Source organism: Pantoea sp. BRR-3P, from assembly GCF_039621635.1.
In the GTDB taxonomy this organism is placed as follows: domain Bacteria; phylum Pseudomonadota; class Gammaproteobacteria; order Enterobacterales; family Enterobacteriaceae; genus Pantoea; species Pantoea floridensis.
Genome location: NZ_CP155066.1, coordinates 3,411,040 through 3,434,671, shown reverse-complemented (window position 1 = coordinate 3,434,671; position 23,632 = coordinate 3,411,040). Strand labels below are relative to the sequence as shown.

Annotated in this window: 23 protein-coding genes and 3 tRNA genes; 13 read left to right on the top strand and 13 right to left on the bottom strand. The window is 54.3% G+C overall.

Annotated elements, in window-relative coordinates:
* Positions 1-11 precede the first annotated feature (11 nt).
* A complete protein-coding gene (locus AAGR08_RS15940) occupies positions 12-794 on the top strand; it encodes a MetQ/NlpA family ABC transporter substrate-binding protein (RefSeq protein WP_345827328.1) in 783 nt (260 codons plus the stop codon).
* 202 nt (positions 795-996) lie between these two features.
* Positions 997-1,482 carry an RcnB family protein gene (locus tag AAGR08_RS15935; protein ID WP_345827327.1) on the top strand — a complete coding sequence of 162 codons (486 nt, stop codon included), beginning with the start codon at positions 997-999 and terminating at the stop codon, positions 1,480-1,482.
* Here the strand turns inward: AAGR08_RS15935 and AAGR08_RS15930 are convergent.
* Positions 1,479-2,927 carry a PLP-dependent aminotransferase family protein gene (locus AAGR08_RS15930; RefSeq protein WP_097095030.1) on the bottom strand — a complete coding sequence of 483 codons (1,449 nt, stop codon included), beginning with the start codon at positions 2,925-2,927 and terminating at the stop codon, positions 1,479-1,481. The genes AAGR08_RS15935 and AAGR08_RS15930 overlap by 4 nt on opposite strands.
* A 107-nt stretch (positions 2,928-3,034) precedes the next feature.
* Here AAGR08_RS15930 and AAGR08_RS15925 point away from each other — a divergent pair, with 107 nt between their 5' ends.
* Positions 3,035-3,742, top strand: a complete 708-nt coding sequence (locus AAGR08_RS15925; protein WP_345827326.1) for a GNAT family protein — start codon at positions 3,035-3,037, stop codon at positions 3,740-3,742.
* A gap of 66 nt (positions 3,743-3,808) precedes the next feature.
* Here the strand turns inward: AAGR08_RS15925 and opgB are convergent, their stop codons facing one another.
* Positions 3,809-6,100: a phosphatidylglycerol--membrane-oligosaccharide glycerophosphotransferase gene (opgB, locus tag AAGR08_RS15920; protein ID WP_345827325.1), complete on the bottom strand. Its 2,292-nt coding sequence runs from the start codon at positions 6,098-6,100 to the stop codon at positions 3,809-3,811.
* 215 nt (positions 6,101-6,315) lie between these two features.
* On the bottom strand, positions 6,316-6,705 hold the full coding sequence (locus AAGR08_RS15915) for a tautomerase family protein (protein ID WP_345827324.1): 390 nt from the start codon (positions 6,703-6,705) through the stop codon (positions 6,316-6,318).
* A 120-nt stretch (positions 6,706-6,825) separates the two neighbouring features.
* Here AAGR08_RS15915 and AAGR08_RS15910 point away from each other — a divergent pair, with 120 nt between their 5' ends.
* Positions 6,826-7,749 (top strand): LysR family transcriptional regulator, encoded by a 924-nt coding sequence (locus AAGR08_RS15910; protein WP_097095026.1) that lies wholly within the window; start codon positions 6,826-6,828, stop codon positions 7,747-7,749.
* Here the strand turns inward: AAGR08_RS15910 and AAGR08_RS15905 are convergent.
* Positions 7,723-8,736, bottom strand: a complete 1,014-nt coding sequence (locus AAGR08_RS15905) for a capsular polysaccharide synthesis protein (protein WP_345827323.1) — start codon at positions 8,734-8,736, stop codon at positions 7,723-7,725. The genes AAGR08_RS15910 and AAGR08_RS15905 overlap by 27 nt on opposite strands.
* Positions 8,737-9,153: 417 nt before the next feature.
* Here AAGR08_RS15905 and AAGR08_RS15900 point away from each other — a divergent pair, with 417 nt between their 5' ends.
* On the top strand, positions 9,154-10,104 hold the full coding sequence (locus tag AAGR08_RS15900; RefSeq protein WP_345827322.1) for a WD40 repeat domain-containing protein: 951 nt from the start codon (positions 9,154-9,156) through the stop codon (positions 10,102-10,104).
* On the opposite strand, the gene AAGR08_RS15895 is transcribed toward AAGR08_RS15900, so the two are convergent.
* Positions 10,097-10,651 (bottom strand): histidine phosphatase family protein, encoded by a 555-nt coding sequence (locus AAGR08_RS15895; RefSeq protein ID WP_097095023.1) that lies wholly within the window; start codon positions 10,649-10,651, stop codon positions 10,097-10,099. The two genes, AAGR08_RS15900 and AAGR08_RS15895, sit on opposite strands and share 8 nt — an antisense overlap.
* Before the next feature lie 584 nt (positions 10,652-11,235).
* Here AAGR08_RS15895 and AAGR08_RS15890 point away from each other — a divergent pair.
* The 4 genes from AAGR08_RS15890 to AAGR08_RS15875 all read left to right on the top strand — a co-directional run bounded on the left by AAGR08_RS15890 (position 11,236) and on the right by AAGR08_RS15875 (position 16,201).
* The gene (locus AAGR08_RS15890) at positions 11,236-12,633 is read left to right on the top strand and encodes an MFS transporter (protein ID WP_097095022.1); all 1,398 of its coding nucleotides are present in this window, start codon (positions 11,236-11,238) and stop codon (positions 12,631-12,633) included.
* A gap of 75 nt (positions 12,634-12,708) precedes the next feature.
* Positions 12,709-13,731: a LacI family DNA-binding transcriptional regulator gene (locus AAGR08_RS15885; RefSeq protein WP_345827321.1), complete on the top strand. Its 1,023-nt coding sequence runs from the start codon at positions 12,709-12,711 to the stop codon at positions 13,729-13,731.
* 12 nt (positions 13,732-13,743) lie between these two features.
* Entirely contained in the window at positions 13,744-14,727 is a 984-nt protein-coding gene (locus AAGR08_RS15880; protein WP_097095020.1) for a nucleoside hydrolase, read from the top strand.
* 253 nt (positions 14,728-14,980) lie between these two features.
* A complete protein-coding gene (locus AAGR08_RS15875; protein WP_097095019.1) occupies positions 14,981-16,201 on the top strand; it encodes an MFS transporter in 1,221 nt (406 codons plus the stop codon).
* Here AAGR08_RS15875 and AAGR08_RS15870 read toward each other — a convergent pair.
* The 3 genes from AAGR08_RS15870 to AAGR08_RS15860 form a co-directional block, all read right to left on the bottom strand.
* Positions 16,198-16,662 carry a YbaK/EbsC family protein gene (locus AAGR08_RS15870; RefSeq protein ID WP_345827320.1) on the bottom strand — a complete coding sequence of 155 codons (465 nt, stop codon included), beginning with the start codon at positions 16,660-16,662 and terminating at the stop codon, positions 16,198-16,200. The genes AAGR08_RS15875 and AAGR08_RS15870 overlap by 4 nt on opposite strands.
* 95 nt (positions 16,663-16,757) lie before the next feature.
* The gene (fhuF, locus tag AAGR08_RS15865; RefSeq protein ID WP_345827319.1) at positions 16,758-17,552 is read right to left on the bottom strand and encodes a siderophore-iron reductase FhuF; all 795 of its coding nucleotides are present in this window, start codon (positions 17,550-17,552) and stop codon (positions 16,758-16,760) included.
* Between the two features lie 352 nt (positions 17,553-17,904).
* Positions 17,905-18,999, bottom strand: coding sequence for a diguanylate cyclase (locus AAGR08_RS15860; protein ID WP_345827318.1), 1,095 nt, complete (start codon positions 18,997-18,999; stop codon positions 17,905-17,907).
* A gap of 228 nt (positions 19,000-19,227) precedes the next feature.
* Here AAGR08_RS15860 and AAGR08_RS15855 point away from each other — a divergent pair, with 228 nt between their 5' ends.
* Positions 19,228-19,512, top strand: coding sequence for a DUF1435 domain-containing protein (locus AAGR08_RS15855; RefSeq protein WP_097095015.1), 285 nt, complete (start codon positions 19,228-19,230; stop codon positions 19,510-19,512).
* A 102-nt stretch (positions 19,513-19,614) separates the two neighbouring features.
* Here AAGR08_RS15855 and AAGR08_RS15850 read toward each other — a convergent pair.
* The 4 genes from AAGR08_RS15850 to rsmC all read right to left on the bottom strand — a co-directional run bounded on the left by AAGR08_RS15850 (position 19,615) and on the right by rsmC (position 21,114).
* Positions 19,615-19,701, bottom strand: a tRNA-Leu gene (locus AAGR08_RS15850).
* A 29-nt stretch (positions 19,702-19,730) separates the two neighbouring features.
* Positions 19,731-19,817 (bottom strand) — tRNA-Leu (locus tag AAGR08_RS15845).
* Positions 19,818-19,853: 36 nt separating this feature from the next.
* Positions 19,854-19,940 (bottom strand) — tRNA-Leu (locus AAGR08_RS15840).
* 142 nt (positions 19,941-20,082) lie between these two features.
* Complete coding sequence (rsmC, locus tag AAGR08_RS15835; RefSeq protein WP_345827317.1) at positions 20,083-21,114, bottom strand: 16S rRNA (guanine(1207)-N(2))-methyltransferase RsmC; 1,032 nt, start codon at positions 21,112-21,114, stop codon at positions 20,083-20,085.
* A 106-nt stretch (positions 21,115-21,220) separates the two neighbouring features.
* Between rsmC and AAGR08_RS15830 the strand changes: the two genes are divergently transcribed.
* From AAGR08_RS15830 to yjjG, 3 genes are read left to right on the top strand one after another with little or no spacing between them, the layout of a single operon-like run.
* Entirely contained in the window at positions 21,221-21,631 is a 411-nt protein-coding gene (locus tag AAGR08_RS15830; protein WP_097095013.1) for a DNA polymerase III subunit psi, read from the top strand.
* On the top strand, positions 21,603-22,043 hold the full coding sequence (gene rimI, locus AAGR08_RS15825; RefSeq protein ID WP_097095012.1) for a ribosomal protein S18-alanine N-acetyltransferase: 441 nt from the start codon (positions 21,603-21,605) through the stop codon (positions 22,041-22,043). Before AAGR08_RS15830 ends, rimI begins: the two co-directional genes overlap by 29 nt.
* A 19-nt stretch (positions 22,044-22,062) precedes the next feature.
* A complete protein-coding gene (gene yjjG, locus AAGR08_RS15820) occupies positions 22,063-22,746 on the top strand; it encodes a pyrimidine 5'-nucleotidase (protein ID WP_345827316.1) in 684 nt (227 codons plus the stop codon).
* A gap of 138 nt (positions 22,747-22,884) precedes the next feature.
* On the opposite strand, the gene AAGR08_RS15815 is transcribed toward yjjG, so the two are convergent.
* Positions 22,885-23,565, bottom strand: coding sequence for a YtjB family periplasmic protein (locus AAGR08_RS15815; protein WP_345827315.1), 681 nt, complete (start codon positions 23,563-23,565; stop codon positions 22,885-22,887).
* Positions 23,566-23,632 lie beyond the last annotated feature (67 nt).

Below are 23,632 nucleotides of genomic sequence, written 5' to 3'. Positions count from 1 at the left end.
AAGGGAAGCTCATGAATAAAAAGGTGATAGCAGCGTTAGCGATGATGTCGGTATTCAGCACTTATGCTTCGGCGGCGGCATTGCGCGTGGCGGCGGATGCGGTACCGCACAGTGAAATCCTCAACCACATCAAGCAAACCGACAAGAAGCTCGATCTTAACGTGATTGAGCTTAACGGCAACCTCAACGCTAACGAACTGCTGGCGCGGGGGGATGTGGATGCCAACTACTTCCAGCACGTTCCCTATTTGCGCGATCAGGAAAAAGCACTAGGCGAGACGTTTTCGGTGGTTGCCACCGTGCATATTGAGCCGCTGGGCATCTATTCGCACAAAGTGAAATCATTGAAAGATCTGCCTGATGGTGCACAGGTGGCGGTGCCGAACAACGTGACCAACCTGAGCCGCGCCCTTTATCTGCTGCAGGCCAATGGTTTGCTTAAACTGAACAGCACCCGCGCCAACACCCTGGTGACCAGCGCAGACATTACCGACAATCCACACCATTTGAAGATTATTGAAGTTGAAGCGCCGCAGCTGCCGCGCGCGCTGGACGACGCGCAGCTGGCGATCATCAACGGCAACTACGCCTTGCAAGCGGGTTTAGTGCCTTCGAAGGATGCGCTGGCGCTGGAACAGGCGAAGGACAACCCCTACGCCAATGTGCTGGTAACGACACCTAAGCTGGCTAAAGATCCACGCATTCTCGAATTAGCGAAAGATCTTGAGTCAAAGCAAACCGCTGAATTTATTAACCAGCATTACCGGGGATCGGTTATTCCTGTTCATCAATAATGCTCGCCACCCCCTGTTTTTGGCAGGGGGCGGTGATTGCCATTAACATGGTTGCTTGCAATTTTACTGCGCCAAAATTCGCCTCAGCTGAGGTATGCTGAGCAGCGAAATTTGACGCGCCAGGCGCGCCGGGGGAACCTTCAGCGTGCTGCGCTTGTCAGTAAATTGGACAGTTAATAATTAACCAGAGTGGAAATCACCAATGCGCAGGACACACGTCACCCTTCTTTCTGCAGGAATTTTTCTGGGCGCTTTAAGCCTTACTCCGGCCGCGCTGGCGGAAGGCGAGCAAACGGATAACGTACCACCGCCGCCGCAGGTGCAGCAGCCCGCACCCGATGCACAAACACAGGCGCCAACTGCCGATGCACCTGCCAGCAATGAACCGGCCGAATCGAGTGGCGATGTAGCACCTATTCGTCCACCGCAAAGCGGCGATGCTGCTGCACCAAACAATTACGATCTGACGACCATTATCATCGACTACAAAGAGTACAAAGTGGGCGATGTGGTGCCAGACGAATACCGTAAAAAGCAGTACACCATTGTCGAATGGCAGCCGCGTCATCTGCCGGCACCGCAGCCAGGCACACATTGGGCCTATATCAACGCCAACTACATTTTGATTACCGATGACAGCGGCAAGATCGTAATGGGCAAATCGGGTGAAATCTTCTTCCGCGGTTAATCCCCGCGCAGCAGACGCGCTAGCTGCGCAACACCTGCCATAATCTGGCTGGTGCTGGTGTTACCGTAACCCAGCACCAGCCCTTGCTGCTTCTGCTCGCCAAGATAAAATCCTGATAGCGCACCTGGCGCAAAACCACTCTGGATCAATCGATCCACCATCGCCATATCGTTGTGTTCCTCCGCTAACGATAACACTAAATGCATTCCGCAATCCCCACCCAGCAATGGCACCTGCATGCCAAAAGTGTGCTGCAAGGCCTGGCGCAACGTTGCCTGGCGCTGACGATACAGCCGGCGCATTTTGCTTAGGTGACGGCTGAAGTCGCCGCTGCGTAAAAACAGTGCCAGAGCCTGCTGCTCGGGACGATTGCCACCGCGCAGCAGTTCATGCAGAGCAGGGCGTAGCGGCGCGATGAGCTGCGCGGGCATCACCATGAAGCCAAGGCGCAGCGCGGGGAACAGCGTTTTACTGAAGGAGCCAATATAGATCACTGGCGTGGGCTGCATCATGCCCTGCATGGCAGCGATCGGCTCACCGCTGTAGCGAAAATCACTGTCGTAATCATCTTCAATAATCCACGTTTGATGTTCACGTGCCGCCGCCAGCAGCGCCAGACGGCGCGGGGCACTCATGATCGCGCCGGTAGGATATTGGTGGGTTGGCGTGGTGTAAATCAGCCGCGGCGTCCGCTGCTGCCACTTTTCCGGCCCGGCGACCAACCCTTGTGCATCAACGGCTACCGGCTCAATACGCATATCGCCCAGGCGCATTGCGGCTTTTGCACCGCGATATCCGGGCTCCTCAACCCATCCAATGTCGCCTGGGTTGCTGAGTAGCGCGACGCACAGCGTGAGTGCCTGCTGCGCGCCTTCGGTGATCACGATTTGCTCGGGCGTACAGCGAACGCCACGCGCCAGAGCAAGATGTTGCGCCAGCGCTTCCCGCAGCGTGCGCTCACCGAGGGGATCGCCATAGCCCAGCAGTTGCTGTGGCTGATGCAACATCACCCGGTTCAGCGCGCGTCGCCACTGCGCCAGCGGAAAATGGGCCAGCGAAGGAATGCCTGGCCGCAGCGCCATCTCCTGACTGAACGTGCGATGGCTGGATCGCAGCTGGGCAATGCGCGGCGACAACGCGATCTCACTGCTGACGTATTGCGCATGGTCATCAGGCAACTGCGCCATGTGGGTGATATGACTGCCCTGACGATCGCTCAGTAGAAAACCTTCAGCTTGCAACTGCGCGCAGACCGCAATCACCGTATTGCGCGAGACGCCCACTTCCAGTGCCAGCTGGCGCGTGGCGGGCAAGCGCGTGCCTGCGGTGAGTTTGCCCGCCAGGATGGCCTGTTTGATGCGCTGGAATAGCTGTTGTTGCAGCGTCTGCTCGCCCTTTCGCTCCAGCGGGGCCAGCAACAGTTGATGCAGTTCAACGTCACTCATTTATGCGTTTCCGTGGATCCATCAATTTGCGTCATTGTGGCGCTTTTTAACACACCAGCAAAGTGGCACTCTGCTTCTCAGGCCCTTACACAGAAAGGAAATGAGGAATGTCGCACTACATCAATGCCTATGGACAACCTGTCGGCGCACCCTTGCCGGATTGGCAGCCCCGCGCCTGGCCGAGCTATGAAACTTTCGCCGGGGAGTATTGCCGCCTTGAGCCGCTGAATGCGCAACGCCATGGTGGTGAATTGTATGCCGCCTATGCGCAGGCGGGTGATGGTCGCGACTGGACCTATATGTTCGCCGAACCCTTTGCAGATGAAGCCGCTTATGTTGCCTATGTGCGCAAGCTGGAAAACGGTCGCGATCCGATGCATTTCGCGGTGATCGATTGCCACAGCAATCGTGCGGTGGGAACCCTGGCGTTGATGCGCATTGATGCTACCCACGGCTCGGTGGAAGTTGGGCACGTGGCTTTTTCTCCGTTACTCAAGCAAACCCGCATGGCAACAGAAGCGCATTATTTGCTGATGCGCTATGCCTTTGATCAGTTGGGCTATCGCCGCTATGAGTGGAAATGCGATAGCTGCAATCAGCCCTCACGCAACGCGGCGCGGCGCCTGGGATTCCAGTTTGAGGGAACATTCCGACAGGCGATCGTCTATAAAGGCCGCAGCCGCGATACCTGCTGGTTCTCAATCATCGATAGCGAATGGCCGCAGGTGAAGCAGGGCTTCGAGCGCTGGCTAGCGGCGGAGAACTTTAATGCGGATGGCACGCAGCGCGAGAGGCTGGAAGCACTGCGCCCTTAATGGCACATTCATACGCACCGGGTCCCAGCTAAAGCGGTAGCTACCCAGAGTAGCTACCGCTTAGCTTTACGGCTGAGGAATGATTTTTATATCCACCATACCGATACCTAATCGGCGCGGATCCTGGCCAATGATATTGCCCACATTCGACTCCTGCGGTTCCGGCGGGACAATAACCAGATTGCGGCTGCCGGTTGGGTTGGTGAAATGCAGCGTGGTGGTGGTGAAGTCTTCACCCAAATTCAGCTGCTGTTCCTCATCGCCCACGCGCACTGGAATGGCGCGGTGTGCATTCGGGCCATAAGCGCGAGCGGTGATCACCAGATCAAAGCGTTCGGGCAGCGGATCGTTATATTCAATGTTCACTTCAGGCGCCAGATTGGCGTTTGACCAGCGTCCCCAGCTTTCAGGACGCGATATCCCCTTAAAGCTTTTAACGCTGTTAGGCGCGCCAGGCACCGTCAGCAGGAAGCTATCCGCATTGTAACGAATCGCATTGTCTTCGATGCGTATCTGCTGTTCATTAAGCTGGAACGTCTCTGCGCTGACCTCGGCTTTTGGGAACGTCGCCTTACCTTTCCAGAGGGGTTTATCGATGCGGGTAACACGAGGTTTGGCACCCATTTGCCCCATCGATAGGCATAAATCGTTTGAAAGCGCCAAATCTGGCTGCCACAGGCGAGCCATTTTAAAGCAGCGATCCACCCAAACGAACTTGTCAGCGGCAGCGAATTTGGCCAGCTGATAGCGCAGGGGTTCCGAATATTCGCCTTCCGGCAGCGGCTCGACATGCTTATCGGAAACGCGGAACAGAATTGGCAGTTTGAAGGTCGCGCCGGAGAAGCTGAAGGTGTTTTTCTGCTGATCGATGGTGATAGCGTCCATTTTGTTGGGAAAATTCCACAACTGAATAATATCCGCCTTCCAGCCAATAACGCGCTTTGCCATATCGTCGAACTGGGTCGACAGCGAGGTAGAAGAGAGACCGCTGCGGCCAAGGCCAATGGCATTATCGCCGCCAAGAATATCCAGCACGGTCGCACCGTTATCCAGCGTGCTGCGTTTGCTGTCGAGCACCTGCGCCTGTGGCTGATCCCCTCGAATTACCATAAACAGGTCATGGCGCGGTTGCTTAATCAAATACTGATGCGCGGTGTTATTCATTGCCAGATGATCGGAGGTCACGACAATGATGGTGTTCTTAAACCACGGTGAAGCCTTGATGCGCGCAATCAGGCGCGCCACATGCTCCTGCGAGCAGGCCACAGCGCTGAAAGACTGGTTGGGTTTGCCATCATAGCTGTAACTTTTTCGCTGGCAGCTACGCGAGATAAAGCCATCAGGATGATGTGTATCTACCGTTAGTGTGAACAATGCGAAGCGCTTTTGTGTACGTGACAGCTCCTCGTATTTCTCAAAAACCTCATCCATCACCGTATCGTCGTAGTAGCCCCAGTTATTGCGATAGTTAGGGTCTGCTACCCGGCTTTTCAGCTCCTGCGAGCCGTACATATTGGCCGCGTCAAAACCGTGTGAAAGCAGGAAGGTGTCTTTACCGGCAAAGCGTAAATCCGCCCCCTGGATAAACCAGTTTTCATAGCCAGAATTTTTCAGTATGTCGCCAAGACAGATGTTCTGAGGATAGAAACTGGAGAGTGATGCCGAGGCATTGCCATCGAAAGGGGCAAACAGCGGAATGCCGCACTGAGAAGCGACCATACCTGCAATCGTGTAATCGGTGCCGGGCAGCTGCTCGGTTTGGCTGAAATCGATGCTGTTATCTTTTTCGCGGCTCAGTTCCGGCGCCAGGCCGGGAAAGGCGTGCTGATCAAAATAGGTCCGTTCGAGACTTTCGCCGTAGATGTAAACCAGATTGAGCTTCGGTTCGGCAATGACCTTATTTGGCGTTTTGTAATAGCTTGCGAAATCGGAGTCAGCGGCGCGCGTATGTGAGGAGATCAGTTCTTTCACCTGGCGAAACGCAGGCGTGGTTTGCACGGAACCGGCGGCACAGGCAATCGCCAGCAAACTCCACCCGAGGTGATGCTGTGTCTTACGTCGACGTAATAGCCACGAAAGCAGGCAAAACAGGGAAAACAGGCCAATGATTAAGCCAATGGCTGGCACCACATATTTGCTCACGCCTGCGCCAGTCAGGCTGTTGGTCAGGGTGTACAGGACGGCGTCATTAATGCCGTCACCGGTAAAATAGTTGCTGGCGATCAGCGTGACGTTCAGCACGATGAACAGGGTGAGCAACAGCAAAATCACACCAAACCAGAATTTATTTCGCCCAGCTTTATAGGAGTAGACTGCAATCGCAGCCAAAAAGAGTACAACCGAAAACAGTTCGGACAACGTCAGATCCTCATCTTGAATGAATACGCATTCCCTGCGCCAACGACCCTCTTTGGGGGTTTTTGCGTCAATCTATATTGGGTGTCATATTGCTGCAACACATCCAACCAGATTTGTGCGATGCATTCCGATTCGTTTAAGGCGAGTTTAAGCAGGCTGTGGTTTGGCCTGGCAGCAACGCAACGGCTGCTGCCAGCGAGGGCAGAGGCGAGGGATTAGAGTTTTCCGGTCAGATATTGCGCTTCACCGTCGGCAAAGCTCCAGTCACCTTTACTGTTGGTGATAAAACTAATCATCAAATCAGTGCCCCTGACGCCACAATTTTCCAGTAGCTCGCGCGCTAACTCTGCCATGAACAGACACTTTTGTTCTTCACTTCTCGGGCTGGTATAGACGCGCACCATGACCAGATTATCGCTGCGCTCAAACCCTAAGCCAGTGTCCTGAAAGACCATCTGGTAGCTTTTGTTTTCGTGAACAATCTGATACCGATCGCGCGTGGGCACTTTAAAAGCAGTTAACACCGCGCGATGTGCGGCATCCAGTAAGGTGCGTAACTCTGCTTCAGAACGGCCCTGAATCACATCAAATGTCAGTAATGGCATCAATAAACCCTCGTTTTTGCGTAGATGAAAAGAGTAGGATGTGGCGCTATGCTGCCGCTTGCTGCAGGAAAGAAAAAGCGCGCTGGTTAAAATGATTATTTATTATTTTGAACAATCTATATGAAAGAAATTAAAACCGATCACCTTTGGGTACATTTGCATTGGCTTACGGTGCTGGCCGAGCTGGGTAGTTTTACCCGCGCGGCTGAGCGATTAGACGTCAGCAAAGCGGCGATGAGCCAAAAGATTAAAGAGCTGGAAAAAATGGCGGGCGTGGCGCTGGTACAGCGCACCACGCGCAGCGTGCGGCTCACCTCTGCCGGGGAAAAGCTGGTGGACGAGCTGCGCGATCCATTTGCGCGTATTGCGCAGAGTTTTTTCAGCGTGCGTGATGAGGCCGGTCCGGTGCGCGGCATGGTGCGCGTCACCGCGCCGGTGGCATTTGCGCGTCAGCAGCTGGTGCCGATTATTGGCGATTTCTTGCGCGATTATCCGCAGGTACGTTTGCAGCTGGACGTTACCGATCGTTTGGTGTCGCTGGGCAGCGAAGGCTTTGATTTGGCTATCCGTCACAGCGATAACCTGCCGGAAACCCATGTCGCGCTACCGCTGTGTGAAACTCAGGCGCTGCTGGTCGCGTCGCCCACCTATCTGGCACAGCACGGCATGCCCGACTCGCCGCAGGCGTTACAGCAGCATAACTGCCTGTATTATCCGCGCGGGCTGGAGTCGCCGCAGTGGCGCTTCCGTCCCGCTGGCGGTGATAGCGAAACGGTGCAGGTAAAAATTCAGGGGAACTTTGCCACCAACAACAGCGAGTCAATCCGCGACGCGGCGTTGCAGGGATTAGGGATCGCGATGTTGCCCGATTTCAGCGCCAGTGCGGCGTTAGCCAGCGGCACGCTGCAGCAGGTTCTGCCGCAGTGGCAAACGATTGATGCCTTTGCCAATCGTTTGTGGGTGGTGCGCCCGTATGCTGCACAGGTGCCGCGGGCGGTCACCACCTTTATCCACTGGCTACGCGCGCGCTTTGTTGATGGGTGACGCCAGCGCAACAGGCGAGTGCGGCTGCATCATCTGACCCAATAAGCTGCTGCGATTGTAGTGACCCAGACGCAGATTAAAGTCGAGATGCAGCTGTTCATTACCGCTCAGTTTGATGATCGGCGGTGGCGTTTGTGGACGTTGGTGGAACAGCACCGCGTGGGTAAACGCCTCGCTTTTCCAGCCGCTCAGGCGCTGATAGTAATAGGCATTGGCCTCGCATTTGCGCAGATAGAGATTGACCCGGCGATATTCACGCATCGCGACCTGCTGTGCTAACGACCCCAGTTGCTGCCGCGGCTCGGCTATTTTTTGCGTCAGCAATGCATAATCATCGCGCTTACTTAATTCACTGAAATAATTCTGCTCACCAAGATGTTTGACGGGCGCGTAGTGTTTCTGCCATTCGCGGATAAAGGGATTATTGGGCGCAGCGGCCAGGAACCAGCTCTCAATCACTGGCGCAAGAAAATTTATGGTAGAGATTTCGCGATAATAACCAATCACATCCATGCGACGTTCCTGATGCGCGCGATGCACCCAGGAAAGATCTTCAAATAATAACGTGCTGCAATCTATGGCTATGCCGCCATAACGCAACAGTAATTCCAGACGAATCACTTCACTCTTTTGCTGCGCCGTTAATTGAGAAGAGGTAAATATAAAGTCGGGCAATACTTCTTTTACCGTTAGACGGTTTAATAAATGGATCTCATGATCGGGATTATCCTGACGAATTTTTTTAATATTTAATGCCATGGATTTTGGTAAATATTCATTATCCCAATACAGCCAAACTTTTTTCGGAATTTCTGGCAAATCTTTGTCACCAGAAAGTAACACGATATTCTCCTCTTCGCTGGGATCGTATTCCGGCGCACAGAGCGCATTATGCTGTTTTTTCTGCAGGAAAGTCTGGCTGGTAAAGGCAAGCCTTTTCCAGTTGTGCCAGAGCGTTAACGCTGGCTGGAGGCGTTTTTTAGTCATGATGCACCTGATTATTGTGATTATGGCGGCAAGGCTTCCCTGTTACTGGCGCTGAGCGCTCTTCGTTATCCCTTTCTTTGTGCTGTGTAAGAACCTACTTTCCTATGCTTAATAAAACATTCTGTGCGATGAGGCTATCACTTTTTGCTTCTTTCAGATAAACCGGAAAATGAAGGGTCCGTTAAGCTTTATATAAAGGGTAAATAAAAGGGGGGATGGCTGTTAGTTATATTTTATCCACTTAAGATTATTCCTAATAAAATAACGATACTGCCGCTAACGTTGCGACCCGCTTTAAAAAATGGGCGTCAGATCACTGGTTAATCCTGCTGCATTTTTCGCTGGCCCGCCGCGAACATCCCACCGCTATGGTGGGTTAGCTACGCTTAAAGAAGGTGATTAACAAAAGGAGACGCTATGCAGCAACATAACCGTGGATTACTGGCGGTCGATAAGCAGGGCAATCGCGTACTGTTTCTCAATCCAGACACCTTCGCTGTAGAGCAAGAGCTCAACGCATTTCCACCACGCCCGCATGAGCTGTTGCTGTTGCCACAGCTGGAGAAGGCTTACGTACCCATCTATGGCGATGGTATTCATGGCGACAATCCGCATCCGGGCCATAAAGTGGCGATTATCGATTTGCGTTTACGCCAGATCAGCGGCTTTATCGATTTATCACCATTGAAAGGGCCGCATAGCGGCCAGCTAGCACGTGACGGCAAAGTCTATCTCTGTTGTGAAACCAGTGCGGTGGTCGCGGTGATTGATCCCGTTAGCGATCGGCTGGAAAAAACTATTCAGCTGCCGTCGCATAATGCGCATCGGCTGACGCTATCACCCAGTGGACGCAAGTTATTTACCGAGAACGAAGAGGATGCCAGCATTACCGTGGTCGATCTGTGTGAGGCGGAAGGACGCATTATCGATAATATCCTGATGCCCGGCCCCATTTCAGGTATCGCCGCCTCACCCAAACATCCCTACCTGGTCGCCAGTGCGGCCGATGCTCCGCTGCTGTATGTGGTGGATCGGCAAAGCCACCGCATCCGTCAGCGTCTGACGTTGCCAGGCCACAAGCAGCCTTGTCAGGTGGTGCGCTTTAGCGCCAACGGCGAGCGGCTGGTGGCGATAGGTGATCAGGAGCCGATGGTGACGCTGTTCGACGATCTGCTTAATCCACTTGGTGATATTTATGTAGGCAATAAGCCGATGGATGGCTGCTTCAGTGAAGATAACCACAGCCTGCTGATTGCCAACGAAGGTGATGGTTCACTCAGCCTGATTGATTTGCTGCAAATGAAGGTGATTGCCACGCCGCAGGCTGGCACTGGCTGTGAAGTGCTGAGCTATTTCAGGCTTAAATAAACGGGCGGTGATAAATCGCACTGCTCCAGTGACGGCTGCTGGCGTGTTTCTCTGCCTGCCAGCCGCGCTTACGCAACTCACGCGCGATGAGCTTATTCATGATGCCGTGTCCTACCAGCAGCACCGTGCCTTGCTGCGACAGTGCCACCAGTTTATCCGCCGCACGTCGCGCCCGATCGCGCGCATGCTGCACAGATTCGACATGCCCTGAATAGCCGCATAGCCAGAGAAGACGTAACAACGCCAGCCAGACGCTGAGCGGCAGGTGCGGGCGCGCAAACGGCAGGGTAGGCATCGCGACTTCGCTAAACACGGCGTCCACCGCCTGCGGCTGCAAGCCCAGACGCGCTAAAGAAGAACGTGCACGCGGCAGCGGACTGGTGACGATCACGCTTGCCTGGCGCGCAATGGTCACGCTGCGCGGCGGCGGAGAGTCGCAGATCGTAGCCTGATCGTAGCCTTCACTCCACGCGGCCAGCGCTTGTGCCGTGAAACGTCCGGTGACCGGATGATCGGGTTTTCCGTGGCGCATAAGGATGATGGTCATAAGGCTCCCGAATAATCTGGCTTCAGTGTAATGCAGTTGCAGGGTGCATCGCGCGTAAGCGAAGGGTTTTAAGAGTAATACGCCCTTGTCATTAAACCTTCACTTAACTGTGCGAAAAACAGCGCGATGGAAAATCATTTGCCTGCACTGAATGGTAAGCAATTATCGTCAATTACGCGTTTTTGGATGTTTTTTTGCTTACCGGCATTAGCTGTAATGTCATGAATTAACGTCTTTTTTATCTCGTGCCCCAGAGTTATAGTGAAGATTAATTAATAAATATCACGATTATCGCTTGATTTATCTACGCGCGTAGATAGACTGTATTCACAGTGATAACTCACGGTGCCAGAGACGAAGTTGGCCTTGAGATGACCCAGTTACATTTGCCTCACTAATGCGATCGATGAAAATTACATCGGCGGGTAAAGGCGAAGAAGCGAATTCCAACACCAGGGAATTCTTTACTGATTTTTCATCCAGGTTTGCCTACTGAACGTCGTCACCGGGGAGTTCCGCTTGTTGCAAGGGAACTGACCCACGGAAGGGCGTTTGCTATTTTTACCTCTATCAGGGAAATGGTTATGACGGTACATCACTCCGTTTCGCAACAAAGCTCACTCAACTCCTCCTCTTCAGCTGCCGACGCGCGGCTTGAAACAGATGCTGGCCGCAAAGATTTCTGGCGCGCCACGTTCTCCTGCTGGCTTGGCACCGCGATGGAATATGCGGATTTTGCCCTTTATGGCCTGGCCGCCGGAATTATTTTTGGCGATGTTTTCTTCCCCGAAGCCACTCCGGCCATTGCGTTACTCTCCAGTTTTGCTACCTGGTCGGTGGGCTTTATTGCCCGTCCGATTGGGGCGCTGCTGTTTGGCTGGATAGGCGATCGTAAAGGCCGTAAAACGGTGATGATCGCCACCATCATTTTGATGGGTGCCTCCACCACGCTAATTGGTTTGATTCCTTCCTATGCCAGCATTGGCGTCTGGGCACCGGCGTGTCTGGTGCTGCTGCGCTTTACCCAAGGATTAGGCGCTGGCGCGGAACTGTCGGGCGGCACGGTGATGCTCGGCGAATATGCGCCGGTTGAGCGTCGCGGCCTGGTCTCGTCAGTGATTGCCCTTGGATCGAACAGCGGTACGCTGATCGCCTCGCTGGTATGGCTGGCGGTCATTCAGATGGATAAAGAGAGTTTGCTGGCGTGGGGCTGGCGTATTCCTTTCCTCAGCAGCGTAGTGATTGCGGTGGTGGCACTGTGGATTCGCCGTCACCTGCGCGAAACGCCGGTATTTGAGCGTCAACAGGCTGAATTGCAGGCCGAGCGCAGCGCGACGCTGGCGCAGGCGGAAGAGGACGTCGATACCCGCAGCTTCTGGCAGCGCAGTCGTGCATTCTGGGTCATGGTTGGTTTACGCATCGGCGAAAATGGCCCGTCCTATCTGGCGCAGGGCTTTATCGTCGGTTACGTCGCGAAGGTGCTGATGCTCGACAAATCAGTTCCCACTACAGCGGTGTTTATCGCTTCGCTGCTGGGCTTCCTGATCATTCCTTTTGCCGGTTGGTTGTCGGATCGCTTTGGCCGCCGCATCACCTACCGCTGCTTCTGCCTGCTGCTGATGTTCTACGCCTGGCCTGCATTTAGCCTGATGGATAGCCACGATCCGGCAATTGTCATTGCGGTTATCGTCGTGGGCATGGCGCTGGCATCGCTGGGCATCTTCGGCGTGCAGGCGGCGTGGGGTGTTGAGATGTTCGGCGTGAAGCGTCGCTATACCAAGATGGCGGTGGCGAAAGAGCTGGGGTCTATCCTTTCAGGAGGCACCGCGCCATTAGTGGCGGCGGCGCTGCTATCGTTTACCGGACACTGGTGGCCGATTGCGGTTTATTTCTCCGCGATGGCCAGCATTGGTTTTCTCACCACCTTCGTGGCGCCGGAAACGCGCGGACGCGATCTCAATCTGCCGGAAGATGCAATCTGACCCGCAGAGTCGCGTAAATCATCACAGCCATTGGCCGGATATTCCGGCCAATGGCCTTTACGCAGAGGCAAAGGAATGGCGAAGTCTCCAACCGGAAATGTGACACGTACCGATGTTGCCAAAGTGGCGGGAACGTCGGTGGCAGTGGTCAGTTACGTGATCAACAACGGTCCGCGTCCGGTGGCAGAAGCCACGCGGCAACGCGTACTGGATGCCATCAAACAAACCGGCTATCGCCCCAATGCCGTGGCTCGCGCGCTGGCTTCCGGCAGCACCAAAACCTACGGTTTAGTGGTGCCGAATATTGGCAATCCCTTTGTTGCTTCAATGGCGCACATGCTGTTACAGGAATCGCTGAACCACGGCCACGTCATGCTGCTGGGCGACGCCGGTGATGACCGTAAGCGTGAGCTGGAGATCATTCAGGGGTTGCTCAATCGTCAGGTGGATGGCCTGTTCTACAACAGCGTTGATCGCCATCCCTATATTGATGTGATTCAGGCCAGCGGCACACCGCTGGTGATGCTGGATCGTATCGAGCCGCGTCCGGGCGTCAGCATGCTGCGCGTGAATGAGCGCGAGGCGGCACGTCAGGTCACCGCACATCTTCTCAGCCACGGTTATCAGCAGGTGGGCATGATCAGCGGTCCGCTAGACATGCTTAATGCGCAGGATCGTATCCAGGGCTGGCGTGATGCGCTGGCGGAGAAAGGAGTGCTGGCGGATGAGGCGATGATTTTCCCCGCCAACTATACGCGTCAGGGCGGCTATGACGCCGCGCAGCGCATGGTGGCGAGCAGTTGCCTTCCTCGCGCGCTGTTTACCAGTAATGAAGGCCAGGCGATTGGCTGCATTCGCGCGCTGTCGGAGCATGGACTGCGCGTGCCGCAGGATGTCGCGCTGGTGTGTTTTAACGGCACCGATCAATCGGCATTTCATGTGCCAACGCTTACTACCGTCCGTCAGCCGCTGCGCGATATGGCGCGCAGTGCGATAGCCATGCTTAAGAACTGGGATGGCGACGCACAGCTGGCGGAATTTCCTCACCATCTAGAAATTGGTGAATCCTGCGGCTGCCAGCTTACTCAACAACAATAAAACTATAACTCTATGAAAAGACTGATTATCGATTGTGATCCAGGAAACGGTATTGCGGGTGCTAACACCGATGATGGCCTGGCACTGGCGTTAGCGTTGGCATCAAAGTCGCTATCGCTTGAGCTGATCACCACCGTAACCGGCAACACGCCGAGTGCGGTTGGCGCGCAGGTAGCGAAAGATTTGATGCAGCGGCTGGGGCTCAATATTCCTGTGGTGCAGGGGGCATTGCAGGCCTTGCGGGAAGATCCTGCGCCATGGCGCGCACGGCTTGACCATGTTGCCGATGAAAAGCTGGGAGAACTTTGGCAGGGCGTGCGTCAACCGCAGCGTATTCCCGCCGATGGTTATGACGCCGCTGGCGTCATGGGGCAGCTGATTTGCGACAATCCTGGCGAATTTACCTTGGTGGCAATCGGCCCGTTAACCAACGTGGCGCTAGCGCTGCAGCGTTATCCACAAATGGCAGAGTCGGTGGCGGAGATTGTTATCATGGGCGGCGTGTTTGCGCTGGATGATTACATCAAAGACACTAATTTTGGACTCGATCCAGAAGCGGCACATCAGGTGCTGCACAGTGGCGCAACCATCACGCTGGTGCCAATGGATGCCACTACGCAAACCTTGCTGACCCATCAGGATCTGACGCGTCTTACCGCCAACGATCATCCGCTGCCGCAGTTTGTGCGTGAGACGCTGCGACCGTGGATCGACTATTCAATTCGCACCCGTCATCTGCCAGGCTGCTGGATTCATGATGCGCTGGTGGTGGCGTGGCTGCTTAACCAGCGTGTCGCTGACGGTGTTGATTACCACGTGGATATTGAGCTGCGCCCGGGTGCCACGCGCGGCAAGAGCTGGCGCTATCGCACCCCGTTGCGACTGGATGTGGGCGTGCCGGAACAGAGCGGCGCGCTGGTGCATGTGATTCAAACCGTTAATAACGCGCTGCTGCTCGAGATGATCGAAAAGGCGTTTAATCAGCTGAAACGCTGAACCGTTTTTCAGGTGCGCATACATGCGCACCCTACAATGCTGTAGGGGCGCCATTTATGGCGACCACCGTATTCAACATGACACGCTTTCTTACACCTCGAATCACTCGCTGACAATTCCCGCCTCAAGTCACCTTTCTGACATGCTATATACAAATAGTTAACACATTAGTAACTGATGCAATTATTTGCGCGGTAACTTCTACAATAAAATCCGGCCAACGATCCGGAAGCTAATCAGACAGGATACCTACATGTTTAACTGGACTGCGACCCAGCGCAACGTGGCTTTTGCCAGTTTCGCGAGTTGGACGCTGGATGCGTTCGACTTCTTTATCTTAGTGTTTGTGCTTAGCGATCTTGCCCAATATTTCCACACCAGCGTCTCCGACGTTTCCATTGCCATCATGCTTACGCTGGCGGTTCGCCCGATTGGCGCACTGATCTTTGGACGTCTGGCGGAGAAATATGGTCGTCGGCCGATTCTGATGCTGAATATCGTTATGTTTTCGCTGTTTGAGCTGCTGTCGGCGTGGTCACCTAATTTCGCAGCATTCCTGGGTTTCCGGGTGATTTATGGCGTCGCTATGGGCGGGATTTGGGGCGTAGCGTCGTCGCTGGCGATGGAAACGATTCCGGATCGCTCACGCGGTTTAATGTCGGGTATTTTCCAGGCCGGTTATCCGTGCGGCTATCTGCTGGCTTCCGTGATTTTTGGTCTGTTTTTCGAAACGGTTGGCTGGCGCGGAATGTTCCTGATTGGCGCGTTGCCGATTCTGCTGCTGCCGTTCATCTACTTTAAAGTCCCGGAATCCCCGGTATGGCTGGCGGCGCGTGAACGCAAAGAGAGTACCGCCTTGCTGCCGATCATTCGTAAACATTGGAAAATCTGCATCTACATGGTGCTGCTGATGGCCTGCTTTAACTTCTTCAGCCACGGCACGCAGGATCTGTATCCCACTTTCCTGAAAGTGCAGCATCAGTTCGATCCGCACACCGTCAGTATTATCGCCATTAGCTACAACATCGCGGCAATGCTGGGCGGGATCACTTTTGGTGCGCTGTCGGAGCGTATTGGCCGCAAGAAAGCCATTATTCTGGCGTCGTTCCTTGCGCTGCCGGTGTTACCGCTGTGGGCATTTTCTAGCGGTTCCTGGATGATAGGCATCGGCGCATTTCTGATGCAGTTTATGGTGCAGGGCGCGTGGGGCGTGGTGCCGACTTATCTCACCGAACTGGTGCCCGCTAATGCGCGCGCGGTGCTGCCGGGGTTTGTTTATCAGCTGGGTAACCTGATCGCCTCGGTTAATGCGACGGTGCAATCACGCATCGCCGAGGCGCACGGCGGCAATTATGGCCTGGGCATGGCGATTGTGGCCGGGACGGTGGCGGTGCTGATCTGCGTCTTAGTGGCGTTTGGTCGCGAGACGCGCGGCATCGAAATTTCCGGTGCTGCCGCGCGCGAGACGCGTTAAAGCGCCTCGCAGACGTCAATCCATTTTGCCGCGGTGAGATCTGCCATACGCTGCGGTGAAATGCGTACTGCACTATGAATCGATCCGGCTGCTGGCAACACTTCTTCGAAGCTGCGTAGCGTGACATCGCAATAGACGGTCAGCGGGTTTTCCAGCCCGAACGGGCACACGCCGCCCACCGGATGTCCGGTCCAGTTCACCACTTCATCCACGCTTAACATGCGCGCTTTGGCGCCGAGCGCCGCCTTGAGCTTGCGGTTGTGGAGGCGTGCATCGCCACGCGTCACAATCAGCACCACGTCATCTTTCACTTTTAGCGACAAGGTCTTGGCAATCTGCCCCGGCATAACACCATGTACGCGTGCGGCCAGCTCAACGGTGGCGGTGCTTTCCGGCATCTCGATGATGTCGATATCCGGTGCATGTTCGGCAAAGAAGTGCCGTACCGACTCCAGGCTCATTTTTTTCTCCGGTAAAAACAGAGCCAAAAAAATGCCATAAGGCAGGAAAACTGTAAACGAGAGAAAAGGAGAATCTGTAACAGAATGCGCGGGCGTTACACCGCTTTTAACGTGCAGTTACCGCAGCGCTCAACGTCGGGGATACGATAGCGCTGACAGCAGCTGCGTCGCTCCATTTCGCCATTACGCGGGATCATGGTGCGGTACAACGGGTTATCACTGCCATCCCGCAGCGATTTGCTGAAAAACAGCACCTGCTCGAGTTGTAACACCGTGTGTTGCGGCAGCTGGTTTTTTAGCTCGCCAAGAAACCAGTAAAACGAATAGCCCATGTTGTTCCAGATGAGTTTGGCGTTGATATCGCCGTGCTGGGCCATACCGTTGACCGCAGGAATCAGGCATTGCTGAATCAGGCGATCGATGCGCTGCTGCCCATTGAGATAGCGCGCGTCTTCATCTTCCTGCACATCGATCCAGAAAGCGCAGGGGTGTCCGTTTTCGTGGAATTCAACGTGAATCAGATGCGGCGAGCAGTTCAACGCACGCGGCTCCAGCAATAGCGCCATCATTAACGGCGGCAACAACAAGCCAAAATACCATTGCGCCCACAGCGACTGCAGCGGCTTGGCTTCCTGCTGAACATCGGGATGGTCGCGGTAGAGGTAATCGCTGTAGCGCTGCGTCAGGCGGCGAAAGTGAACGGGATTTGACCACTCGGCTAGCGTTAAGGTTCCGGCAGGTGCCGGTTGGCCCAGCTTGAGGTTGTCCAGCATATAGCTGCGTTGATCGCGCATCAGATCTTCCAGCGCGCTCGCTAAGCTGCGGTCGCTCTGCATGAAGATCAGGGGATGCTCGCTGTAGCGATGATCCAGACGCGTGATGATGGCCATGCCGGTCCTGAGTGATAACGGGAATCGAGAGACAAATGATAATCGTTCCCGGTTTATTGCACAACTTTTCTGCACGTGTGGTACGTTTGGCCTGGTGCGCATAAATGCGCACCCTACGGGTACATCGCAGGGACGCTATTTATGGCGACCAGGTTTCAATCCGCGTGAAAAGACAGGCCGTGCCGCCGTAGGGCCGCCATTCATGGCGACCAAGGTTTAATCCGCGCGAAAAGACAGGCCGTGCCGCCGTAGGGTCGCCATTCATGGCGACCAGGGTTCAGTCCGCGAGAAAAGACAGGCCGTGCCGCCGTAGGGTCGCCATTCATGGCGACCAGGCATACCAAACCAAACCTTATGTCAGCTCGTTACTCACCTGCGCCACTTTCGGCAAATCTTCCCAGGCAAGAATGGTATTGCGCCCCTGATTTTTCGCCACATAGAGCGCGCGGTCCGCATTGGACACCGCTTGCTCAAAGTCCTCAGCATAAATCGGTGCGATGCCGGCACTCACGGTAACGTGCGTGGAAACCTTTTCATTAAAGCGGTGAGGGATTTCCAAATCGACGACGTACTGACGAATGCGTTCGGCCAGCTTCATCGCAATAGAGGCATTCACGTTGGTTAACAGCACCAGAAACTCTTCGCCACCGTAGCGCGTTACGACATCGCGTGAACGCACCGCATCACGAATCGCCACGGACACGCGCGCCAGTGCCTGATCGCCCATCGCATGGCCGTAATTGTCGTTGTAGGCTTTGAAATGGTCGATATCCAGCAGCAGCACAAAGTGGCTGCCTGCGTGGTTTTCCATGATGGTATCAAGACGATTCTTCAGTCCGCGACGGTTATATAAGCCGGTGAGGGGATCAAGCATACTCAAATCACTAAAGCTCTCTTTCTCCTCATACAGCTGGCTGACCAGGCGCAGCGTAAAGGTATCAAAGCGGCGTCGCATTAAATGGTGCAGTGAAAATCCGATTAACGGCAGCATAATCGTGAAGAGGATCATCATTAAATGCTGCCCATCGTCCAATAACAATACTGTTAATACGGGCGGTGTAATGTGTAAACAAAATGCGATCAAATAATCACTTAAGGCAATGGCACTGATAAAAAAGACGCTTAACAGGCTAATTATTAAAAAGCTGCCATCAAAATAGTAAACCAGATGATATCTGAGGTTAATATGCCATGCCCATAATGCGCCTAATAGAAATGCGACAGGATTTAATAGCGGCAATTTTTGTTTTGACACCATTAAGCAAATAAGCAGCAGTGTGGTGCTACAGCCCGCTACCAGCGCGACCGGCAGCGATCGTACGGGATTATCACTGCCTAAAAATGGCAGCAGACAAAAAAGCGAAACGGCGACATTAAGAAACAGAAAAAGCATCAGCGACAGCCGATATTTACTGTGTTTCAACTCTTCATAAGATTGTAATTTCATTATTATTCTCGTGACTGCCCTGATATATCAAAGCGCTACCCGGAATAAATAGCGTTCCTACCCGGATAGTGAGCACGTTATTGTTGTGTTGGCGATTATAGTTATCGGCGGCAATTTAGCATTTTCCAATAATTCTGTCATCCGACATGACGGAGGATAAAAATCCGCTGCAATATGAGAAATATTGTCATATGATAATACGAATACTTATCATTTGAGGGTTGTGCGATGATCGTGGCGATGATGGCCGCCTGCGGCTTATGGGGGGTGAGCTGGATAATGGGTAAGCGTCTGGACAGTGGCTGGGGTGTGTTATTGCCGTGTGCAGCGATGCCGGTTTTTGCCCTGTGGGAACCCAGCTTTAGCCAGTGGCGCGTGGTGATGATCGTGGCGCTGCTGCTGACCATCGTGATGCTGTTTCACCATCGTCTGCGCCACTATTTACTGCTGCCTTCTTGCCTGGCTTTAGCCGGCGGTTTAGCCGCAGTATCGGTCAATTTCCACGTTATTTAACGCAGTGGGCAAATCGCAGAAACGACAACATCACGCTATGAGCGTGAAGTTCGTTGGCAAAATCTTTTAGGGAATTTACTGCCGGGAAGGAGTGACAACTGTTGGTGCGAAGGGAGGGACTTGAACCCTCACGTCCGTAAGAACACTAACACCTGAAGCTAGCGCGTCTACCAATTCCGCCACCATCGCATCTTAGTTGTCTGTTTATATCATCGCATTGGTGCGAAGGGAGGGACTTGAACCCTCACGTCCGTAAGAACACTAACACCTGAAGCTAGCGCGTCTACCAATTCCGCCACCATCGCTCAGTGCGTACGATATAAACTGTGTGATTATGAGTTTGGTGCGAAGGGAGGGACTTGAACCCTCACGTCCGTAAGGACACTAACACCTGAAGCTAGCGCGTCTACCAATTCCGCCACCATCGCAAACTCACAACACTCTAAAGTATTGCTAACCACGGAGGCGCATTTTAGAGATTTTACTCATTGCGTCAACACATATTTCGCGACGGCAAAACGATCGCTGTAAAAAGCAACGTTTCTGCCGCCGCGCTGGTGGAATCGCGGATTAACGCGTTTTGGCGCCGCGACCATAGACGGCACGATACACCTTAAAGCGGCCGGTTTGCGCCAGCACTTCATGGTTGCCGAAAGTTTCATCCAGAATCTGTGGATAGGGTAGGAAGGCGTTGGCCACAATGCGCAGTTCGCCGCCGCTGTTCAGATGCTTCAACGCGCCGCGAATCAGCGTGTTGGCGGCCTCAAGACTGGTTTGCAGACCATCATGGAACGGCGGGTTGGAGATGATCATGTCAAAACGGCCGGTTACGTCAGAGAACACGTTGCTGGCAAACACTTCTCCTTCGAGTTCGTTCGCCGCCAGCGTCGCTTTACTGGCTTCAATGGCGGCGGCATGCACATCACACAGCCATAAACGCACGCGCGGCGATACTTTGGCCATCACGGTCGCCAGCACGCCGCTGCCACAGCCGATATCCAGCACCTTACCGCGGAAGTGCGGCGTCAGCGTGGAGAGCAGCAGATCGCTGCCGATATCCAGACCATCGCGGCTGAACACGCCCGGCAAAGTGTGAATAGTCAGATCGTCGAGCTGATAAGTATTGCCATAGCTGCTGGCGTCAAAAGTTGGCTGCTTGTCGAGACGACCGTGATACAGGCCGCAACGGCGCGCGCTGTCGACTTTCTCCAGCGTTGCCCACGCTTCCAGCATGCCTTCGGCGCTGCGCACGCCGCTGCGGTTTTCACCCACCACGAAGATATCGCAGCCAACCGGCAGCAGCGATAGTAGGTTTTGCAGCTGGAATTGCGCTTCGGGTTTGTTTTTCGACCAGTAATAGACCAGCGTATCGCAGCCTTCAACATCTGCCGCCGTGGCAACCATGCTGTAAACCGCACGTTCACCGAGGCGATGGCTCAGGTTCTGCCAGTGATGATATTGCTGGGTATGCACGCGGCTCGACGCGGTTTCTAGCTGGGCGGGCAGGTCATCCTGCAGGTCGCCAGCAAACAACACGTGGCGGGCGGTAAATTCATCACTGTGGCGCAGAATCACTTCGCTGGCCGGGGTAAAAGCAGACATGGAACGCTCCTGTTAAATCAGAGCGGCGATTATAGTGCTTTGTTGGCGCATGTTCGATGGGTTTGCTAGCATAGCGTCGCATTCTGGCAGCATAACGGGTAATAGCATGAGCACAAGGCGCGACTGGCTTCTACAGCAAATGGGGATTACGCAGTATCAGCTGCGGCGTCCGCGCGTGCTGCAAGGGGAAATTGCCGTCACGCTTTTGCCCGATACGCGTTTAGTGTTGGTAGCCGAACAGGCGCCGACGCTGCAAGAACCGCTGATTCGCGACGTGCTGCGTGCGCTGAATATCCAACCTGCGCAGGTGATGGCGCTAACGCCCGAACAGCTGCAAATGCTGCCGGAGCAGGTGGATTGCGCCGGCTGGTTGCTGGGCGTGGAGAGCGAGCATCCCTTTAACGGCATTACCTTCAATACCGCCGTTTTTAATGAACTGATCAGCAGCGGCGCGGCAAAACGCGCCCTGTGGCAACAGATGTGTAACCATGACAGCCATCTCTTTAGTCACCCCTGAAGACCAGCCGCAGCTGCTGGCAATTGAACGTCGCGCGCATGCTTTCCCGTGGAGCGAGCAGACGTTTGCCAGCAACCAAGGCGAACGTTTTGTTAATTTCCGCATTGCAGCAGAAGGTCAGCTGGCCGGATTTGCCATCACCCAAGTGGTGCTGGATGAAGCGTCGCTGTTTAATATCGCGATAGATCCCGATTTTCAGCGTCGTGGCCTCGCGCGCCAGCTGTTGCAGCATGTGATTGCCGAGCTGGAACAGCGCGACGTAATGACGCTGTGGCTGGAAGTGCGCGCCTCAAATACACCGGCGATTGCATTATATGAGCAGCTGGATTTCCACCAGGTGAGCGTACGCCCCAACTACTATCCCACCGCCAGCGGGCGAGAAGATGCCATTATTATGGCGCTAACCCTTTAAGCGATTTGAAAGGAGCACCATGCTAAACGACTGGGACTGCATCCTGTTTGATGCAGACGACACGCTTTTCCATTTCGATGCTTATGCCGGTTTGCAGCGTATGTTTGCCCGCTACGACGTGCAGTTTAGCGCGCAGGATTACAGCGACTATCAGGCGATCAACAAACCGTTATGGGTTGATTATCAGAATGGCACTATCTCCGCGCTGCAGCTGCAAACGCGACGTTTCACCTTGTGGGGCGAAAAGCTCAGCGTGGCGCCGGAAGTGCTTAATAGCGATTTTCTCAGCGCCATGGCCGATATCTGCCTGCCGCTTGAGGGCGCGGCGCATCTGCTGAATACGCTGAAAGGCAAAGTGAAGATCGCTATCATCACCAATGGTTTCACGGCGCTACAGCAGGCGCGTCTTGAACGCACCGGTTTCCGCGATATCTTTGATGCGCTCGTCATTTCCGAGCAGGTTGGCGTGCCGAAACCGGACGTGGCGATTTTTGATCACACGCTGGCGTTACTGGGTAACCCGGATCGCCGCCGCGTGCTAATGGTGGGCGATACGCCAGAATCGGACATTCTCGGCGGCATGAATGCTGGCCTGAAGACCTGCTGGATCGATCATGGTACGCGTCCGTTGCCGGAACATATCACGCCAACCTGGCAGGTAAAAACGCTGGCCGAGCTAGAAGCGTTAATTACTGAAGGTTAAAAGTATCTATTCATCGTTAACATCGAGATGATGCTAACAAGCCCGCTGTGCGGGCTTTTTTGTGCAAAAAATCTATTCAAGTATCTATTCACGAATCTATTCATGAAGCGTTCAGATGAGGTAAAACCGCCGATGTTGTTAACGCCCTTTTTCTGTCTCTGAGGCCGCCGCTTCTTCTTCCTCTTCCTCTTTCTCTTTATCCTCTTTCACCGTGCGGCTGGCCGTTAGCAGGAACGGTGATTGCTGCCAGCGGGTGCGGCGGTCACGCAGCAGGGTGCGCGTCAGGATAATGCCGATGGCCAGCGCCAGTAACATCATCAAACGCAGGATATTGGTGGTGTTATCCACTTGGCGGGATTCCGTCACCAACACGTGGGTATCCAGCGTGACGCGCAGAAAACCTTGCGGGCCCTCTTTGCCTTCCAGTGGTTGCACGATTTGATGGTTGAAGTAGCTGCCCGCGCGTTTGCCATCCAGCGCCAGACGGTCGCGCACATTAATGCTCTCGCCGCTGTGTGCCACCAGGCTGCCGTCGTCAGCATAAACTGAGGCATCAAGAATGCGGCTGTTGTCGGTCATTTGATTGAGGATGGCAGCAATCTGCGCACGGTTATCATCACTGTTGTCCATCAGCGGTTTAAGGCTGAAAGCGACTTGTCTGGTCAGCGTATGCGCCAGTTCTTCAACCTGTTCGGATCGCGCCATTTGGTGGCCGAGGCTAAACCAGGATGCGCCTTGCATCAGTACCACTAATAGAGCCAGCGAGATAAGAACAATCACCGTGCGATGCAGGCGAAATTTCAGTGCGGTTTTAACCATCAGAAACCCGTGTGATGTAACAGCAGAAAGGCTGGCAATTATGTTGCCAGAACCCGCGCAGACAAGG